Annotated in this window: 17 protein-coding genes; 5 read left to right on the forward strand and 12 right to left on the reverse strand. The window is 60.2% G+C overall.

What is annotated here, in order from left to right:
• Positions 1-5: 5 nt before the first annotated feature.
• Both O8I58_RS03365 and O8I58_RS03370 read right to left on the reverse strand, forming a co-directional pair.
• Positions 6-4895, reverse strand: coding sequence for a PDDEXK-like endonuclease domain-containing protein (locus O8I58_RS03365; protein WP_298320686.1), 4890 nt, complete (start codon positions 4893-4895; stop codon positions 6-8).
• 129 nt (positions 4896-5024) lie between these two features.
• On the reverse strand, positions 5025-6104 hold the full coding sequence (locus O8I58_RS03370; protein ID WP_102584493.1) for a site-specific integrase: 1080 nt from the start codon (positions 6102-6104) through the stop codon (positions 5025-5027).
• 105 nt (positions 6105-6209) lie between these two features.
• Here O8I58_RS03370 and O8I58_RS03375 point away from each other — a divergent pair, with 105 nt between their 5' ends.
• Positions 6210-7157, forward strand: coding sequence for a DNA-binding protein (locus tag O8I58_RS03375; protein ID WP_298320689.1), 948 nt, complete (start codon positions 6210-6212; stop codon positions 7155-7157).
• Between the two features lie 438 nt (positions 7158-7595).
• On the opposite strand, the gene O8I58_RS03380 is transcribed toward O8I58_RS03375, so the two are convergent.
• Positions 7596-7901: a hypothetical protein gene (locus O8I58_RS03380; RefSeq protein WP_298320691.1), complete on the reverse strand. Its 306-nt coding sequence runs from the start codon at positions 7899-7901 to the stop codon at positions 7596-7598.
• Between the two features lie 420 nt (positions 7902-8321).
• On the opposite strand from O8I58_RS03380, the gene O8I58_RS03385 reads away from it, so the two are divergent.
• Together O8I58_RS03385 and O8I58_RS03390 are read left to right on the forward strand one after the other, a co-directional pair.
• Positions 8322-8585, forward strand: coding sequence for a DUF3653 domain-containing protein (locus O8I58_RS03385; RefSeq protein ID WP_298320693.1), 264 nt, complete (start codon positions 8322-8324; stop codon positions 8583-8585).
• A gap of 63 nt (positions 8586-8648) precedes the next feature.
• Positions 8649-8993, forward strand: a complete 345-nt coding sequence (locus O8I58_RS03390) for a chloride channel protein (protein ID WP_298320695.1) — start codon at positions 8649-8651, stop codon at positions 8991-8993.
• 1 nt (position 8994) lies between these two features.
• On the opposite strand, the gene O8I58_RS03395 is transcribed toward O8I58_RS03390, so the two are convergent.
• From O8I58_RS03395 to O8I58_RS03435, 9 genes are all read right to left on the reverse strand, one after another.
• The gene (locus O8I58_RS03395; RefSeq protein WP_298320697.1) at positions 8995-10233 is read right to left on the reverse strand and encodes a zonular occludens toxin domain-containing protein; all 1239 of its coding nucleotides are present in this window, start codon (positions 10231-10233) and stop codon (positions 8995-8997) included.
• Position 10234: 1 nt separating this feature from the next.
• Positions 10235-10579: a DUF2523 family protein gene (locus tag O8I58_RS03400; protein WP_298320699.1), complete on the reverse strand. Its 345-nt coding sequence runs from the start codon at positions 10577-10579 to the stop codon at positions 10235-10237.
• 2 nt (positions 10580-10581) lie between these two features.
• Complete coding sequence (locus O8I58_RS03405) at positions 10582-11256, reverse strand: virulence factor TspB C-terminal domain-related protein (RefSeq protein ID WP_298320701.1); 675 nt, start codon at positions 11254-11256, stop codon at positions 10582-10584.
• 894 nt (positions 11257-12150) lie between these two features.
• The gene (locus O8I58_RS03410; RefSeq protein WP_298320703.1) at positions 12151-12360 is read right to left on the reverse strand and encodes a major capsid protein; all 210 of its coding nucleotides are present in this window, start codon (positions 12358-12360) and stop codon (positions 12151-12153) included.
• A 35-nt stretch (positions 12361-12395) separates the two neighbouring features.
• A complete protein-coding gene (locus O8I58_RS03415) occupies positions 12396-12602 on the reverse strand; it encodes a hypothetical protein (RefSeq protein WP_298320705.1) in 207 nt (68 codons plus the stop codon).
• Between the two features lie 3 nt (positions 12603-12605).
• Entirely contained in the window at positions 12606-12878 is a 273-nt protein-coding gene (locus O8I58_RS03420; protein ID WP_298320707.1) for a single-stranded DNA-binding protein, read from the reverse strand.
• On the reverse strand, positions 12860-13948 hold the full coding sequence (locus O8I58_RS03425; RefSeq protein ID WP_298320710.1) for a replication initiation factor domain-containing protein: 1089 nt from the start codon (positions 13946-13948) through the stop codon (positions 12860-12862). The genes O8I58_RS03420 and O8I58_RS03425 overlap by 19 nt, the downstream gene beginning before the upstream one ends.
• Positions 13941-14555 (reverse strand): hypothetical protein, encoded by a 615-nt coding sequence (locus O8I58_RS03430; RefSeq protein ID WP_298320712.1) that lies wholly within the window; start codon positions 14553-14555, stop codon positions 13941-13943. The genes O8I58_RS03425 and O8I58_RS03430 overlap by 8 nt, the downstream gene beginning before the upstream one ends.
• Positions 14548-14736 carry a hypothetical protein gene (locus O8I58_RS03435; protein WP_298320714.1) on the reverse strand — a complete coding sequence of 63 codons (189 nt, stop codon included), beginning with the start codon at positions 14734-14736 and terminating at the stop codon, positions 14548-14550. The genes O8I58_RS03430 and O8I58_RS03435 overlap by 8 nt, the downstream gene beginning before the upstream one ends.
• A 292-nt stretch (positions 14737-15028) precedes the next feature.
• On the opposite strand from O8I58_RS03435, the gene O8I58_RS03440 reads away from it, so the two are divergent.
• Both O8I58_RS03440 and O8I58_RS03445 read left to right on the forward strand, forming a co-directional pair.
• Positions 15029-15415 (forward strand): DUF3693 domain-containing protein, encoded by a 387-nt coding sequence (locus O8I58_RS03440; RefSeq protein ID WP_298320716.1) that lies wholly within the window; start codon positions 15029-15031, stop codon positions 15413-15415.
• A gap of 166 nt (positions 15416-15581) precedes the next feature.
• Entirely contained in the window at positions 15582-17426 is a 1845-nt protein-coding gene (locus O8I58_RS03445; protein WP_298322691.1) for a copper resistance system multicopper oxidase, read from the forward strand.
• Positions 17427-17447 lie beyond the last annotated feature (21 nt).

Below are 17447 nucleotides of genomic sequence, written 5' to 3' on the forward strand. Positions count from 1 at the left end.
GTGATCTAAAATGTTCTTGACACGCTGCTGAGATCGCCCAAGGATCGAACATCCTCACGGAAAGCTTCGTAGCTTCTGAACTGACTGTGCAGACTTTGAGGTGAAACTTGCGAGCCAACGGGCTCGATGCCGTATTTATCTAGTGTGGCGACCAGATCGTCCAGAACTGCGTTACGCGCAGTCACAAAGGTGGAAGCAAAGCACCGCCAGAACTTCCATCCTGCACGCTCTAAGATCCGCTGGCGACGCATGTCATGCTGCCACTGATCCGGACCGTGGTACTGATCCCCATCGCATTCGACGGCCAGTCGCGCGTCGCCAGCGCCTTCTACCACCAGATCAATTCGGTAACTTCCCACCCTAACCTGCGGGCGTACGCGATAGCCACGCTCTACAAGCGCGTCGTACATCTCGCGCTCAAAAGGCGATTCACATAGCTTCCTCAGATCCGCGACCTCCTCCTCGTTCTGAAGGTAAGGGGAGCTGAAGTGCTGAATGAGGCCAGCCCGAAGCTTGTCGGCTGGGCTCAGCTCTTCCGGGGTGATGCTGCGGACCAAGTACATCCGATCACGGGCGCGCGAGGCCGCAACGTTGTAGCGCTGGCGGAACATCTCCTGAGAGGAGGCTTGGGCACGCCCAGAGACCACCATAGAAAGAAACATGATGTCTCGCTCTTTGCCTTGGAAGGTTCTGGCATCGCCGAAGGCCATGTGATGCTTCTCGATCGTCGATTCGCCAAGTTCCGCAGCGACCTTGTCCCAGACCAGCTTCGCCTGCTCGCTACCTACCAGCGAGACCACGCCAATGGTTCGCCTGGACATGTTTGGGTCTTGGGTGATCTTCCTGATCTCTTCCAGGATGAACCTGGCTTCGCCCTCGTTTGTCTTCCCGTTCCCGCGGGCGCCGTCCAGTACATGGACGTCCACAAGGGGTGGGTCCAGTCGCTCAGAGGAGCGGGGCAGGCGCAACGGGCGGAGTTCGTGGTTGTAGAACTCGCGCTTTGAATATTCGATGATTGGGCCGACACAGCGGAAATGCTCGCGGAGCATGACTTGGCCATGCGCGAAAACCACCTTGAACAGGTCATAGATGGACTTGTCCGGCGACATCTGCGGACGATACAACCCTACCTGTCCATTCAGAAATTGGTTCATCAGGCTACGAATCTTGTCTTCTTCCAGTCCCACCCCCTCAGGTGACACCTGCTGATCGTCGCCCACGATCAGGATCTTCTTGGCGCGAAGAATTGCAGGGAGTGCAGTCAAATCTGACTGGGATGCCTCGTCGATGATGACAAGGTCGAACGCTCCCAGAGCAACCGGCAAGGATTCGCTAACGCGATAGTGGGGCATGATCCAGCATGGGATCGCTGGACTGGCCTGATCAGCTGCGTCGCGTGCATCCTTTCGGAAGCGGGGGGCCCTTACGCCCGTGCCCTTTCCGATGCGCGTAATGGCGACGCGATAGGCCTCCAGTGCGGAGCGAACAGCCGGTGAAGCTTTCTCCGCCATCTGAAGCCAAGTGCGTTTAGTAACCGTGGCTTGATAGAGACGGGCAAGGTCCGACTCCATTTCGGCGCGCTTCTGTGAAAGTTGCTTCAACGTCTCCCGTCCATCCATGGATTCCACCAGGGTCAGCAGGCGACGTCTGCGCCACAGCGATCGCCAGTTGTCAGGCAATAGGTCGTCATGCGCTGAGGTAACTGCCTCAGTGCGCAACCGCTTGGCCCATCGTGGCGCGCCCGATTCCTTGATCTTGTCGGTTAGGAAAACGACTGTATGAAGGTGAGGGAACTGGCTGTGCTGACGTCGAAGCTCGGCCATCAGCTCGGACCATTGGGCCTGAATCTCTGTGTCTTGAACGTGCGAATCGCCCAGCTGTTGATCGAAGAACCTAGAAATTCGCTGCGTAATGTTGCTCTGGCAATCTGCGATCGCTCGATAGAAGGTCTCTCTCATCTGCCACGTGGACGCCAGCCTGTTGCGACTCAGGTTGTGATCGAGAATCTCAAGTGCCTTTTCAAGCTTCGCGGACTCATAAGGTGTTTGTCCCGAATGGGGCCAAGCGGGAAGGAGCGCGGGGAGGCTGGAGGAGAGGGTCTTCTCTTCGCGCAGTATCTTTTGGAGCGAATCGAACGCGGACAAGAAGCCGGGCGCCTTGGAGATGACCTCTTCCGCCTTCGATAGATTGGGCAGATGCAGATCCGGTGCGACTGCGTTCCAGCGCACCAACATAGATGAGCAATCCTGACGAAAACGCACAAACAGAAGTACGTGATTCCAGTCCTCGTCGCTGGTCGGGGCTCTGCCAACCACCTGAACCTGGTCAAGAAGCTTCTTCTGCACTGACTTCCCAAACATGCCGGCGAAACCGAATGCCTTCTTCCCCTGTGACAGGTTATCAACAGCATCTGCCAGCTCAGGGCTTTCCATGAAGTCTTCAGGCAGGAGTACCGGGCGCGACAGGAACTGGGTGCGGCTACCGACCAGGCTGAGGATGTCGGACCTCAGCGTTTGAAACACCGTAAGCAGCACATCCTTGTTGGCGGTCCTTCGAAGGAAAGACTCGAGCTCGGGTAACCATGCATACCCGTGTTCGTCGAGGTTCCTACGTGAACTCTGGAGTCCTACAACTTGGCTCCTTGCTTCGATTGCCGCATTGATCGTTGCAGCGTCCATGTCTCGGAGGGGCGGCAAGGTCGCCGACTCAACCATGGCATTCAAGGTGGCCAGCTGCTTCATGTCCTGGTGAAGTTGCAGCAACCGCTCCGTCGGTGGGAATGAGTCCAGTGCTGGAAGGGTCTGGTCGAGTAGAGCCAGGTCCTGGCCCAGGGCGCTGCGCGCATCCCGCAGTGCCACGATTTCGGCATCGCCAAACGCAGGCGCATGCATTGCTTCAATGGTCAGCGCGTCAGGAATCCATGCTGCCTCGTCTGGATGAGCGGCTACCTCGTGGGCCACGTCTAGCGGCATGAGCTTCTGGCCGTCGAGCTGGATGGGCTCAAGGTTCTTGTTCGCCCAGCGAGCGATTTCCTGCTCGGTCTTGGCGATGTGCGCGTGAAGTTGGTCGATACGCTGCTCAAGCTGCGTGACTTCGCGCCGGAGTTCTACTCGATTGATCCGGGATACTTCGGCCGAAATCTTTCGAATCGAGTGCTCGAACTGCTTCATTCCTTCAGCTTCGCTGCTGAGCAGACTGATGGCTAAGGGGCGGATCTCTTCCGGGAGCTTCTCCTGTAGTACGGCTAGCGCCGGATCCCTCATCGACGTGACCAGGACCCGCTTGCCGGAGGCAAGATAGTGCGAAATTACGTTGGCGATCGTGTGGGTCTTGCCGGTGCCGGGAGGTCCTTGGACTACAACGCCATCATGGTGATCCAGCATTTGTACGATCTGGACCTGCTCGTCGTTATAGGGCATCGGAAAGTAGAGGTCCTTCGCCTTAACTTCGGTGCAAGCGTTCGGATCGATATTCGATAGACCCCGGTAGATGACCGGTGTCTGGTCCTGGCTGTCGACAGATGGGTTGGCAACCAGGGCCAATGTGGCGGGGGAGAGCGTCCCCAGGTTCAGACCATCGTCAATCAGTTTCTCGAAACGTTCCAAGTCCTGAATGAAAAGACTTGAGGTGCGCGCTCGCGCGAACAGCGCCCATGTGTCAGTAATCTTCAGGTTCTCGTCGGCTTTGGGTAGCTGGCGATCATCGGGGGTGGTCTGATCCGGCCAATAGATGCCGTTGGGGTCCAAGAGGCTCGCTGCACTCTTCAACAGGGGCTCGAAAGTGCTGAAAGCGAAAGGGCTGAACTGATCGGCCATGCTGGAAAAGAACTGCTTTCCAGCACGTGCCACCTCGGACACACCGAGGTTGTCCATAGACGTGTAGATATCCAGTTCCAGACGCGGATCAGGTGAGCGCGGACGGACTTCGATGGCGTGCGTCGATTCGACGACGGACAGCTCCACCAGTTTGGTAATCAGTGGGTAGGTGATCTTGCCTCCAGGGCGCTCCCATACGGCATGACCTATTCCCATCACCAGTTCTAGGGGCGAGTCCACAAGGTTCCCCTGCAGCATCTGGTGGGCTGCGAACAAGGAGGCATACTTGGAAATCGTCTTTCGGACTTCCTTCTCGGCGTCTGCCCACGGCCGCCAGATCTGGGCTACATAGGTCGCTAGCTCTGCGTCGAGCTGTGCCTTGATCGGTAAGGTGTGCACCGAGATAGGCTTCGCTTGGTCCGCTGGGTCGGGCGGATCAATTCCGAGGTCCTCAACGGTCTTGCGGTCAACAACTGATACGGTGCCCGGCTCACTAGCCGGGTTCTTAGACTGCAAGATTAGAGCCGCCAGGAGCTTGGTCTTTGGAACCGGAGGGGCGCTTTCATGCAAGCGCTCCACGCGCAGCCAGACATCGTCCTCTGCCGAACCTTTGTCAAATTCGATGCCTGGAAGGCCCCTGAGTTCGTGTTCATAGGCCTTGAAGGATCCATGCTGCTCCACAGTCCGCGGTGGCGTTCCCTTCAACTTGGCGGTTTGTACAACATAGGCCAGCAGGCCCTTCAAGCGATCGATGATGTTCGGATCGGTCATGGTCTTGGCAACTTGAGTATCGATAACTTCTGACGTCGGCGCCGTCGGACGCAGGCCAGCACCTACTTCGGTCAGGGGCGGGGCTGGTGGTGACAAGGCTTCGTTCGGCATGACGGGAGCATTCTCCGGACCTTGATCACGGAGGTGCTTCTGCACTTTGAGCGCAAGCTGTCTAGCCAGTTCGGTTTTTCGGTGTGAAAGCTCGTGCTCAAGAGCTTTTAACGTAGCCGTGTCGCAACGCGAGATGGAGTCCTTGAGAAGCTTCTCCAAATCGCGTGAGCTTGTACTGAAAAACGGCCGGATGTTCATGACTCCCCTGATTGGTGCCAACCTGAGCAAGCGGCTGCAGCCTATCCTTCCCCTACAGTCCCAGCTTTCCTAACAGGCATTGCAATGCCTTATCCCCTTAGTGACTTTGAGTCATACGGCGGCTAATTTCTACTTCAAGAGACGACCAGCAGGATTATCCTCTGCCGCGCCCGACTGAAAATACCCAATCACGCTCGCCACCGACCGGTGCTCGGTCATCGCCATCACTGCGGGCAGCGGCACGCCTTGCTTTCCCGCCTCGGTCACGAACCCCGACCGCAGGCTGTGTGCCCCAAAATCCCCCGCCAAGCCCGCCAAGTGAGCCCGGCGCTTCACGATGGTAGCCACTGACCCGGGGAGCAGGGCAGGGCCGACCCGCCCCTTCCAGACCCGCCGGAAAATCGCCCCCTCATGGATCCCCGCCGCCTCCAGCCAGGCGGTGAGCGCGTCGGCGCTGCGTCCCAGGATCGGCTTGTCTGGGCTCGAGTCCGCCGTCACCCCGGCCTGCTGGGTCTTCGAGTACTCCAGCCGATAGATGTAGCCGTCCTCGCCGACCTTGCGCAGATCGCGCATGTCCGCGGCCGCGATCTCGCTGCGCCGGCGCCCGCCACTGGCAAACCCGAAGCAGAGCAGGGCACGGTCACGCAGGCCTTCCAGCGAGTTGTCGCAGGTGGCCAGCATGAGTTCGAGCTCGGTTCGGGTAACCGCCGTTTTCTTGGTTGGCCGCTCGCCACGCTTGACCGCCGCCCTCCGGGCGCGGCTCAGCAGGGTACGGACACTGGGCAGCTCGCACGGGTTGGCCAAGCGCTTGAGCTTATGCGCCGTGGACAGCACAGCCACACGCTGGACCACGGTTGACAGCTTCAGTGGCCCGATCTTGGCCTTGAGGCCAGCGGCCACCAGCGCCTGGTCGATCGCCGGCGGAAGCTCGCAGACCAGGCCGGTCTTGTTCTTGCGCTGGATGTGGTCGACCAGGAACTGGATCACCACGGCCTCGCTCGCCGGCAAGGCTAGTTCAACGCCATAGCGGGTCTGGTGCCAGCCGGCCCAGTAGCGCAGGGCGGTGGCGTAGCTGCGGGTGGTGTTGGCCGCCGCCGCTTCGGCGAGCAGTTCACGCACTGCGTCGGCGGCCTGTTGGGCCAGCTGCTCGGGGAGCACCAGGCTCGCGGCCGTCGCTGCCACCGTGGCTAATGTGCTATTTCGCTTCATACTATGTAATGTACGTTATGAAATAGGGCGCGTACTAGTGATAATCATCACTTATCGCGAGTACGGAATCAACAGAGCAGGGCGCCGCAGTAGGAGGCAATTTCCATGGCCAGAGGCATCACAGAATCAGACGTTCACGCCGCTGCTGATGCGCTGGTAGCCAGCGGCGAACGGCCGACCGTCGAGCGCGTCCGTGCACACCTGGGAACAGGCTCGCCCAACACCGTGGTGCGTTGGCTTGAGACCTGGTGGCAAGGACTGGGCGACCGGCTGGAGGCTGATCGAAGTGCACGCTTGGCCGTGGCGGATGTCCCAGTAGAGGTGGCTGAGCTCACTGGGAAGTGGTGGATGTTGGCCCTTAACCAAGCACGGGTGTTAGTGACCAAGGAGCTTTCGGGCGAGCATGCCGCCCTCGTTGAGGCACGTCAGTTGCTCGATCAAGCCCGCGAGGCGTCGGCTGCGGAGACCGCCACGATCCTGTCGAAAATCGATGCTTCGAGAGCAGAGGAGCAACTCGCTTTGGCCCGTTCTAAGGAGCTTGAGCGCTTGGTAGAGCAACTTCAGCGCCAAATTATCGAGGTCACCAGTCAACGGGATGCGGCCACGGACCGGGTTAACGTGCTTGATCAGGCTCGCGAGAGTCAGTCCAGGGTGATGGAAATCCAGGCTGAAGCGGCTCGCTCCGAGCGAGACCGAATGGCAGAACACGTTCGGGCAACTGAAGATCGAGCGCACGCAGAGATTGATCGCGCCAGGCAGGAATCAAAGGATCTGCAGGCTCAAATTACCAGCCTGACGAAGCAGCGAAGTGCGTTCGAGCAGAGTCAGGCCGAAAAACATGAGAAGGCGCTCAGCGACCTAGCTGATGCCAGGCGGGCACTTGCCACTCATCAGGCAAGAGCGGATGCGTTAGAGAATCAGCTGACCAAGGCGATGGACCTGCCGGATGCACTCAAGCGCGCCTTGGAACAGTCGTCCGCTAGACCCGCGAAGCGATCACGTGCGGCTCGAACACCTCAAAGGGCCAAAGCGGCACAGGAGACTGGGGAATGACTCGTGATGTAGGGCCCGCCAAGTTAAACAGGTCAGAAATGAATCCTGTGGATCACTGGCGCGAAGTCGAGCGTGCCGCCCGCGTCGAACTTCGCCGCCGGGCCGATGCGGCCTTTGAAGAGATTGTTGCGATCTTGAAGCAGCATGCCAATAGCCTGGATGTCGCACAGAAGGCCAGGATTCGGTCTTTGCTCAAGCGTTGAGGTTCACTAGCGCTATTTCCACGGCAGACAAGGAAAACAGTGCACTTCGGAGTGCGAGATGTGGAAAACCTTGCATCCATTAGCGCGACTCCCCAACGACGAGCACCCTTGACTGCGGTAAACGAACACCGGGAGTGCGTTGGTGAACCATCCACGAGTGCACTGCGCACCAGTAATTGCGAGGCGCAGCCGAGTGACTCACAAGATCTGATCAGCAATCATTTAATACTGCGGATCAAGGTTCACGGTGATTAGCCGGGTCGGCCATTAAAGCGTCCGCATAGTTGATGGCGCAGATGTCCACACCTACGCGGAGAGGCTCAATCACATCCTCGGTGGTGAGTGCAGTGTTCAGCATGTTGCGGGCCGTTTCTACCATGGCGCTTCGTAGCGCCTCTAGGCGTTCTTGGTTGGCAGTCGAAAGGTCTTTTGCCTCTCGCAACATTTGCATCTGAAGGCCCGCCAGTTGAGCGAAGCGTTGACGATGGTAATGCATCATGTCGAACTCAATGGCTTGGATGAGGGCCTCATTGCGCGTCATGGCATCGATTCTGATACGGAGCAGGCCCGAGCACAACCTTGGCGACTGTATGCCGCAACCTGACATTTGATCGTGTCGTAGCAGGTTGCTAGACCAGCTAATGCCATATCGCGTCGTACTTTTAAGTCATTGATTGATATAGATCAGGGGTTAGGGCCGTTTGCAAAGAGTAGAAAAGATGTGCGCCAATCGTGTCGTTTTCTACGAAGAAATCCCTTATGAATCAAAGGCGCGAAGGGATATCGGCTAAGACGACATCATTGGAAATTCCCGACAACTCTTCCGTAGCCGCAATTTCAGTGCCAGCCATTCCATCAATGCGGGCCAGACGTAATTTCGCATAATGTATATTATGTTCAAGCACTGGGTGGCACGGAACCTGCGGCGCCCCTGGCCCAAACCGCAACGGATGCTCACCGCATGAAGGATCGAAATCTGACCGGCCCCTGGGCCGGTTTTTCGTTTGAGGCCGGCTTCCTGGTCACGCCAGAGGGCCGACGCTTCGACCCGGTCGACCTGCGCTGGCTGTCGCTCACCTGCAACCTCGCGCAGGAATGGCGCCTGATGATGGACGAGGCCGCACAGGAAGCCGCTGAAAGCCGTTCGGCAGTGGTGACCACGCTGCGATCCCGACTGGCCCATCGGCGGCGCCTGTCGTGCGCTAGGCGCGTCCAACGAGGATAACGGCGTCCCCGCAGGGGCACGCCCCTGCACCCCTGCTAGGATCGCGCCTTTCAGGGGGACGACATGGAATTCGAACGGGAATACCGCAGGCCGCCACCGGTCAAGCAGCGGGACGATCTTTGGTGGCAAATCGCCCTGGGCATCTTTGTCGGGCAGATGATGACCGGCGCAGTCGCCGGAGTGCTGGCCCTGATGATGGGCGCTTACATAGCAAACGAGAACGAAAAAGCGACTGCCCCAATCGTGAAGCAACTAGAGCGCACCGTCGAAGAAATACGCGCCCCAGCGGCACAACGATGGCACCAGCGCCCACACAGACCCCTTTCAGACGGCGAACGCTGCATCAAAGGCGAGCGGTTCCGAAGGCTGGAAAACGGCTGGGCACAGGTCTACAACGACCCGTGCTAGATCACATCGAACTGTAAACGACCTGCTTGGGTGCCACGCCGATATCGCCATAGGTCGCCATCTGCTTGCCGGTGATGACCGACCCGGCACCGACCGCCGCCCCACCCTGCGGCGGCTGCTGGACGGCCTGCGCGGGCACGTCCTGGCGCTGCTGGTTCGGCTGCTTGTACGGGTTGTAGGGCATGCCCAGACGCGCCACGCGGCGGCACTGCGCTTCATCCAGTTCATAGACGGTCGCCTGCTCGGTGATGCAATGACATCCGCCTTCGCTATGTTGGCCGTCCGCATCCAGACCGGCCCGACTCGCCATGCAGAACACCTGGGGATCAGCGGTGACGCCACGCTCATCGTAGATAACCGCCGTCCAGGGCGCCGTACCAAACCGCGGCAGGTGGTCTTGCGCGTACTCGGTGAGGTTCTTCCATTTCGGCTGAGGGCGAACATCCTTGGCGGCAGCTGAGGCCGACTCATCCGCAGTGGCCGGGCCCGGCAAGCCGGGCTCCGTCCTGTGCGTCTGATCGGCTCCCAATGTGCCGGCAAAGGTGGATGGCTTGAGGCGGGCGTAACCAAACCACCCGCAGGCGATGGCGAGGACCGCCAGCAGCGGCAGCGCGAGAACCTTCAACGGGATCTTGCGTTTGATCGTGTGCACTTCGGCCGACTTGTATGCACCGTAGGTGCTGGCCGGGATTGTCCGGGTCGTGGCCTGGGCAAGCTCGCGCTTTGCCTGCGACTTCACGTCCTCCTGCAATTCCTGCCAATGGAACACCTCGATGATCGTGGTGCCGAACTTGCGCACCGTGTGGAAATGGTCAGCGATCAACGGGCGCGCAAACGGATAAATCTGGTTCGGCCCCTGAGAGGTCCAGACCATGTCGATCCCGCGATGCCGATGCTCGGCCAGGCCAAGCACATGTGCAGGCGTCGCCTGCCGGCTGGCGTCGTGCAGATGCCCAAACCACTTCCACGCCTCGTCAATGAAGATAAGAGAGCCATTCGGGACCACATGGGCGTCGCAGCCCGAATCGTCCTCCGTGTCATGGCAGCGGCAGACGTGCCCAGGTCGAATGGCGTTCCACTCCTTCGGGTCTTTCAGAACGGTTGCCAGCCCTGGCTGCAGGCCGTCGATGCCGCCCGCGAAAATAGGCCTATCCGCTGCCTTCGCTGCCGCCATCAAGCGCTCCATCATGAGCGCGGTTTTTCCGTTACCGGGCTTGCCGGTGTAGATCTCGATTGGCATGTCAGACGGCCTTTACCGGAGGCTTGGCACCGAAGCCCTTTTTGAACAGGAACAACCTGCCCTGCAGAATACTGTGCTTGGTCGCGTAGGCCGAAATGACCATCGTCAATGCCTTGTCGAGCTTCAAGACGCCAGCCCATGCAACAGCCGTTGCGCCCATCGTGCCCGACCCGCTGCCGAACGAATGCGCTGCATTGGTGAGCGCATCCATCGCAGGTTCAACCACGATCTTCAATGTGCCCCAGTTGATCCCGAGCCACGCCATCGCGGTCATGATCCACAGACCGATGCGCGATTTGATAAGCCACCCGAAGGCGGAAACGAGTAATCCCCAAACGACCGGCATGGCTATGTCTCCGATCCGCCGCTGATGATCCGCAGGCAGAGCAAGGTGGCAAAAATGATGACGAGCTGACCGCCCAGGTTGACCCAGCTGCAGAACACGGACGTGTCGAAATGAATGCTTTGCCCCATGACACTCACGTCCGGGATGGTCGGGCAACTGCTGGTCCAGCCGAACCCGCTATCGTCCAACTCCCCTGCCTCACCGCCTGCACCATTGCTGCCGCCAGTACCATCACCATCGGCGAACGCAGCATCGGGCGAACCTTCCTCGCCCATGTCGCCACCCGAAGTGATCGCATCGGCGATCTTCTTGGTATTCGGGTCGGTGATGCCACTCCCCTCACCGTCAGCCATCTTTTCCAAGGCGCACGCAGCACGCCACTGCATGATCAGCTGGGCGTACTCATCGGCCTTACAGTTGCGCCCCGTGCACACGGGCAGCGCACCGCACGCACCGCCCGTGATCTTGGTGTCATTGCGCGTATTGCAATCGATTCGCCACTGAATGCGAGCCTGACCGCAGGCGATGGCGTCGCCCTGGCACGATGGCGGCGCGTCGCACCCATCGCCACCGCTAAACGATGGCTTATCCGAATCCGGGTCGCCATCCTCGTCCGCATCACTATCGGCGACGCCATCACCATCGACATCGGCTTTACACGTGCCGTCCTTGCCCAACGCCTTGCCGAGGCCGCAAGAATCATTTTTGACACACGACCCGTCCGGGCCTTTCGTGGTGCCAGCGGGACACACGTCATTGTCGTTTTCGCACTCATCCTTGGAATTTGTGTGCTGCCCAGAGGGACACGTCTCGGCCTTCTTGCAGACGCCATCGACCTTGGTCTGACCATCCGGGCACTCCGGAACAAGAGGTTCACAAGCCTCAGAGTCGTCAGGCCCAGGAATAACCGCAGATCCCTCGCTCCCATCTGGACATGTCCAATTGGCATTGTCACAGGTCGCACCAGTCGCGATCCCTGTAGAGCCACCACCCTCGTTAGGCGCCCATGAAGTAGTACAGCCGTTCACGCACTGAGTAGAACCGGCGCGAAATGTATAGCCAAGATGCGATGCGTTGGAGCGACTTAAACAAGTCTTCCCCTCAACCCAAGACCGAGTGCGGACGTTATACCGAGCCGTAGAGCCGCAAGGGACAACAGCTGCTTGATAACTATTGCCAGTCAACACCACAGCACCAGCACACCAACCAGTCGCACCACTATTAGCAGCAGCGACCAGTTTAGAAGTAAGCGAATTTGCCGCAGCAAATGCGGCACCCTGGTCATCGCATACCTGAGAAATGACATCAACACTAGACGAACACGTAGACGCGCGAGCCGTACCAAGGCCGAGAGCCGCAAACAGCAGCGCTACAACAACCAGTGCCAAACGACGCGCAACCGCGCTCACGAAGATGCGAGCAAGCCAGCGCATCAGTCATCCCCGCCGAAAACGATATACAGGGCTGCAACGAAGGCACCCAACCAAATCCATCCCTCCACGTCGCACCCCTTTATGCCGTCCGAAAAAGAAACCGGCGCGCGGGTATCGGACCCAACGCGCCGGCAGTGGTTACATCGCGCGACGCACCCACTTGTAGACCTTGATGCCGACCATCACGACCAGCACCGCGCCGCCGATGGCAGCAATCGGGGCAGCCGCGCCGCTGATCTCGGTCACCACTTCGGCAACATCGACAGCCGCGAACGCGGGTACGGTGGCGGTAGTGGCGACGGCCAGACCGGCCAGGGCCGGCAGCTTGTTGCGAAGGCTCTTGAACATGATTTCTCTCTCCTGACGGCCTGGGCGGAATTGCCCTAGTTGGCCTGATTGATGAACTTGCGAATCTGCCGAAAGACGAACGCCACAGCCCACAACAGCGCAATGGCTTGCCCGATGGCCTGGGCATCCGCGATGGTCATCGTCGGCAGCGCGACGACCTGCGGGGTGTAAATCGGAGACGCACAGGTCTGAGTGCTGACATCCAGATCAGCATCGGCACACGACAGCACCCAGACCGTCATGCGTCAGCCCTTCGCCGGAACGGCTTTGTGACTCAGCGGCACCAGATCGACGTAACGCTTCAACGTCAGGTCGCCGAACGGGCCCAGCGCGAAGCTCTTCGGGTCGATGTCGTACTCGCCCGGGGTGTACGCAGGACGGCTACCCAGGCCGACACGGAACGGCAGTTCGAAACCATTGCCCAGGTCCAGACCAACGGTCTGGCTACGCATGATGGTCTTGGTCTTGTTGTTCAATTCCTCTTCGACCTGGGCGGTCTTCACGCAGCAGATAGGCATGACAATTCCTCGCGCAACATGCGCTCTAGTGGTTCACCCTTTGGGATGCCACGGAAACGCCCGGGGTGACCTTCGCGGACGACGTGGGTTTCCAGAAATTCGCCCCATGAGTCATGGAAGGCGCCCCTGAGAACGTTAAGGGTCGGACCGATCTGACGCTTGGCCCAACGCACCATTGCGAGGCCCGATGCTTCGACCGTCTTGCGCGTTGTCGCGAGACGGGAACACAGGCCAGTGATGAGATCGCGCAGCACGCCGTAGCTGCCGCGCAGGTAGTCGCCCGGTGATGTCAGGACATCAAACGGGATGGACATGTGCTTGCCGTACAGGCGCACCTCAGCGCGCACCCACCTGGAGAACTTGTCCCCTAGCTGTTTGCCTTTCTCGTAGACGCACAGCTCCTTGTGGCCCTTGGCGCCTACGTAGAGCGTGTTCCCGGTGTTGTAGCCCTCATCGCTCAAGAAGCGATGACGCGGCGGGCAGCCACCTTCGGCGAACTCGCCACGCTGGGCAGCCGCGCGAAGCGCATGCACGTCCAGGCGTTCGCCTTCGTAGTCATCGTGTGCCACGTCTACGCGGCTGATGCGGGCCTTCATGTCCTGCAAGTGCATGCGGCAGGTGTGCCAGTTCTTCACCCACTTGCAGCCGGCGCCGGAGAGCGACACACACACCGAATCGCGATTCCCGCCCAGGCCGATACGACCCACCACTTCGCCATCGCGGTCGACCAAGATCGAGGACTTGGCGTAGTGCTGCCAACGCTTGTCGCGGATTGCGAGCGCGTTCACTTCACCGCTGAAACCGAAAAGCGTTCCGAGCAAGTTGTCGAGGTTCGTCAGGCGGCGCTCTTCGAGCGTTTCATAAGGGACCGTCAGGGTCAGGAAGTCGATCAGGCAGTTATCGCCCGACTGACCCTTTTGGCCCGTGTTACTACTGGGGCCAACCGCACCACCCTGCCCGTCCGCTTTTCCTGCGTTTGCCCGGGAGAAGGTGCGTACTACTTCACCAGCACACCCACGAACGGCGCGGGGTGCCAGCGAGGCGCGATCATGAGAAGACAGATCAGACATGGCGCACCGCCTTTGCCTGGCCACAACGAACCGCCAGGTCAACGAGCCAGGCTGCCAGCTGCGGCGGCGTATGTTCGCGCTCCGCCTTCGACACCTCCGGACGCCAGGTCGAATCACCCTTGCGGATGCGCGTTCCATCCTTGCGAGTACGCATCTGCGCAATCACATGGGTGGCCTTGCCCAACCGAAGCGGCACAGCCGGCACATCCCCAGGCTCACAACCGCAGACGTACAACAACGTCGGCTTATCAGCACGATGGCCGAACGCCGATTGCAGAATCGGCCAGGTGAAACCACCGAACGCATCACGCGCACCAGGCTTGGGAAGGCCGGCTACCGGCCACAGCTGCGAAGCCACCGGATGCTCAAGCACACCACCGAAGCGGCGGACCTGGTCAACTGCGAAGAATGCCAAGTCACGCTCACCATCACGCGGCTTCGCCAGGCCACGAAAGCTGCCCCAGGCCCGGCACGGCGGGTGCGCGACGACAGGCGCCCCACCCTGCCAAGTCAACGCGTCACGCTCGAAATCGTAGACATCGCATTGCGGCATCAGCTTGTAGTTGCTGTCTGCACGCGCAAAGAGGACTGCAACCAGGTCAGACACGGGGCAGCACCTTCGCGGCGACAACCTTGGCGGCGCATTCGATGAAATCCCGCTGCATGCGGAACTCGGCCATGCGGCGTGCATCGTGGATGGCGGCAAGGCGGGAGAAGAACAGCACCACGCCGAAGGCGATGGATGCCAGTGAGCCCATCAAGGCCAGGAAGATCAGCACGTCACTCATGCGGCACCGCCGACAGTGACAACGCGAAGCACACGACCCGCGAGCCAATCCGCGCACTCACGACGCAGCAAGTTCAACTCACGAAAAGCAGCGTTGCGGCCCCAATTCGTGGAAAGAACGCGCCAGCTGCCCGGAAGGACTTCGACTTCGACAAAGCTCATGCGATTCCCCTGCCCCAAGCGCCCCAAGAAAACCGGCCGGGGCTTGGGGTCCCCGTACCGGTGGTGTGCAGGAATCCCTGCACACGGAGGACTGTATAGTTGCGCCTGAACATCACTGTCAAGGAAAACCTATGCAGACGGCTGCAAATAAATTGCTTGACAAAGTCAAAGAATCGTGCGCGCTGCCATCAGACAACGTGCTTTCACAGCGATTGGGCGTTACGAGAGGACTACTCAGCGGATGGCGACACGACCGCTACCCGATACCGGACAACACCATTGCCGAGCTATGCACGATGGCGAAGCTGGACGCTCCAATTTGGCTCGCAGAGATCCACGCCGAACGCGCCACAAGCAAGGCTGAAAAAGCCATGTGGAGAACAGCGTTGGACAGGCTAAGCGCGGCCGCCGCGGTGGTCGCGCTGGTGTCGATCGGGGTCGCGGGAATGGCGCCTGAAAAGGCTTATGCATCAACGACTTATGCCGCCGAGAAATCGCATAGTCTGTATATTATGTAATTAAACAGATGCTGCCCCGGTGACATTGGATCCACGCAGGTCAATCAACCGCATCGGATGGCTGCTTCGTCATCTTTGATGTGCCCTTACGCCTTGACTGGACCTGGCTGCAGACTCTGCATACTTGCCTGCCGTTTGCTACTGCGCCTGGAGTTGTTGGATGTCGATGGATGGTTTTGAGCCGAGGCGGTTCGCAACGACGCGGCGCAGGTTTGTCACGGGCAGCGGTCTGGCACTGGCGACTTCGGCGCTTTCGTTCCCGGGCTTGGTATCGGCGCGTTCCGTTGGCCAGGCCGTGTCATCGCCGCCCGTGGTTCCAGAGCTCCGCGGCAGTCACTTCGAACTGTCCCTCGGCGCGCTACCGGTCAACATCACCGGACGCCCGTCCCAGGCCGTGGCGGTCAATGGCTCGTTGCCAGGACCGACGCTGTACTGGCGCGAAGGCGACGAAGTCACCCTGAAAGTCACCAACCGCCTGGGTGTGGATACCTCATTGCACTGGCACGGAATCGTGCTGCCGGCAGTGATGGACGGCGTCCCGGGCCTGAGCTTCCACGGCATCGGCCCTTCGGAATCCTATCTTTATCGATTCACCTTGAAGCAGTCCGGGACGTACTGGTATCACGCGCACTCCAGCCTGCAGGAAGCCAAGGGGGCCTTTGGCGCCATCGTCGTGGCGCCGGCCGGACCGGACCCGGTTACCGCTGACCGTGACTACGTGTTGCTGCTGTCCGACTGGAGCGACGAGAACCCGCACGCCATCGTGCGCAAGTTGAAACTGCAGCCGGATTACTACAACGCCCACAAGCGCACGGTCGGTGATTTCGCCCGCGATGCACGCCAGCAAGGTTTCAAGGCCGCCGTGCAGGATCGCCGCATGTGGGGCCAGATGCGGATGAGTCCGACTGACCTGGCCGACGTCACCGGGCTGACCTATACCTACCTGGTCAACGGCGCCAGCCCGGACGCCAACTGGAGCGGCCTATTCAAGCGTGGCGAACGCATCCGCCTGCGCTTCATCAATGGCTCGGCGATGACATTCTTCGATGTGCGGATCCCGGGCCTGAAGATGACCGTGGTCGCTGCCGATGGCCAGCCGGTGCATCCGGTCAGCATCGACGAGTTCCGCATCGCCGTAGCCGAAACGCTGGATGTGATTGTCCAGCCGCAGGAAGACCAGCCCTACACCGTGTTCTGCCAGGCCATGGATCGCAGCGGCTACGCGCGCGCCACCCTGGCGCCCCGCCCTGGCTTGCAGGCACCGGTGCCCGCACTCGATCCGCGGCCGATCCTGACGATGGCCGACATGGGCATGAGCATGGACATGCACGGCGGCATGGCGCATGGCGCGATGCCGGCGGCGCCACAGGTCCATATGGACATGGACCACGCCGGCATGAACCACAGTGACATGCCCACCATGGATCACTCGAGCATGGCTGGCATGGATCACGGCGCAGGAATGACCGGCATGCCTGTGCATGCACTGAACATCCAGCACCCCGCCAGCGAATCGAACAATCCCGCCGTGGACATGCAGACCATGGCACCCAGTCGTGCGCAGGACGATCCTGGTATCGGCCTGCGCGGCAATGGGCGGCGCGTCTTGACCGCTGCCGACCTGCACAGCACCTTCGACGATCCCGATCCGCGCGAACCTGCGCGCGACATCCAGCTGCACCTGACCGGCAACATGGAGCGCTATGTCTGGGGCTTCGACGGCATTCCGTTTTCCAAGGCCAATCCGGTTCGGCTGAACTATGGCGAACGCGTCCGCATCGTGCTGGTCAACGACACCATGATGGAACACCCGATCCACCTGCATGGCATGTGGAGCGACCTGGAAGACGCCGATGGCCAGTTCCAGGTGCGCCGCCACACGGTCAGCGTGCCGCCGGGCAGCGTGCGCAGCTATCGGGTCAGTGCCGATGCACTGGGACGCTGGGCCTTCCACTGCCACATGCTGCTGCACATGGAGTTGGGCATGTTCCGCGAGGTGCAGGTCGCATGAGTTCCCTGCACCGCTATTGTC

The sequence above is a fragment of the Pseudoxanthomonas sp. genome, assembly GCF_027498035.1.
In the GTDB taxonomy this organism is placed as follows: domain Bacteria; phylum Pseudomonadota; class Gammaproteobacteria; order Xanthomonadales; family Xanthomonadaceae; genus Pseudoxanthomonas_A.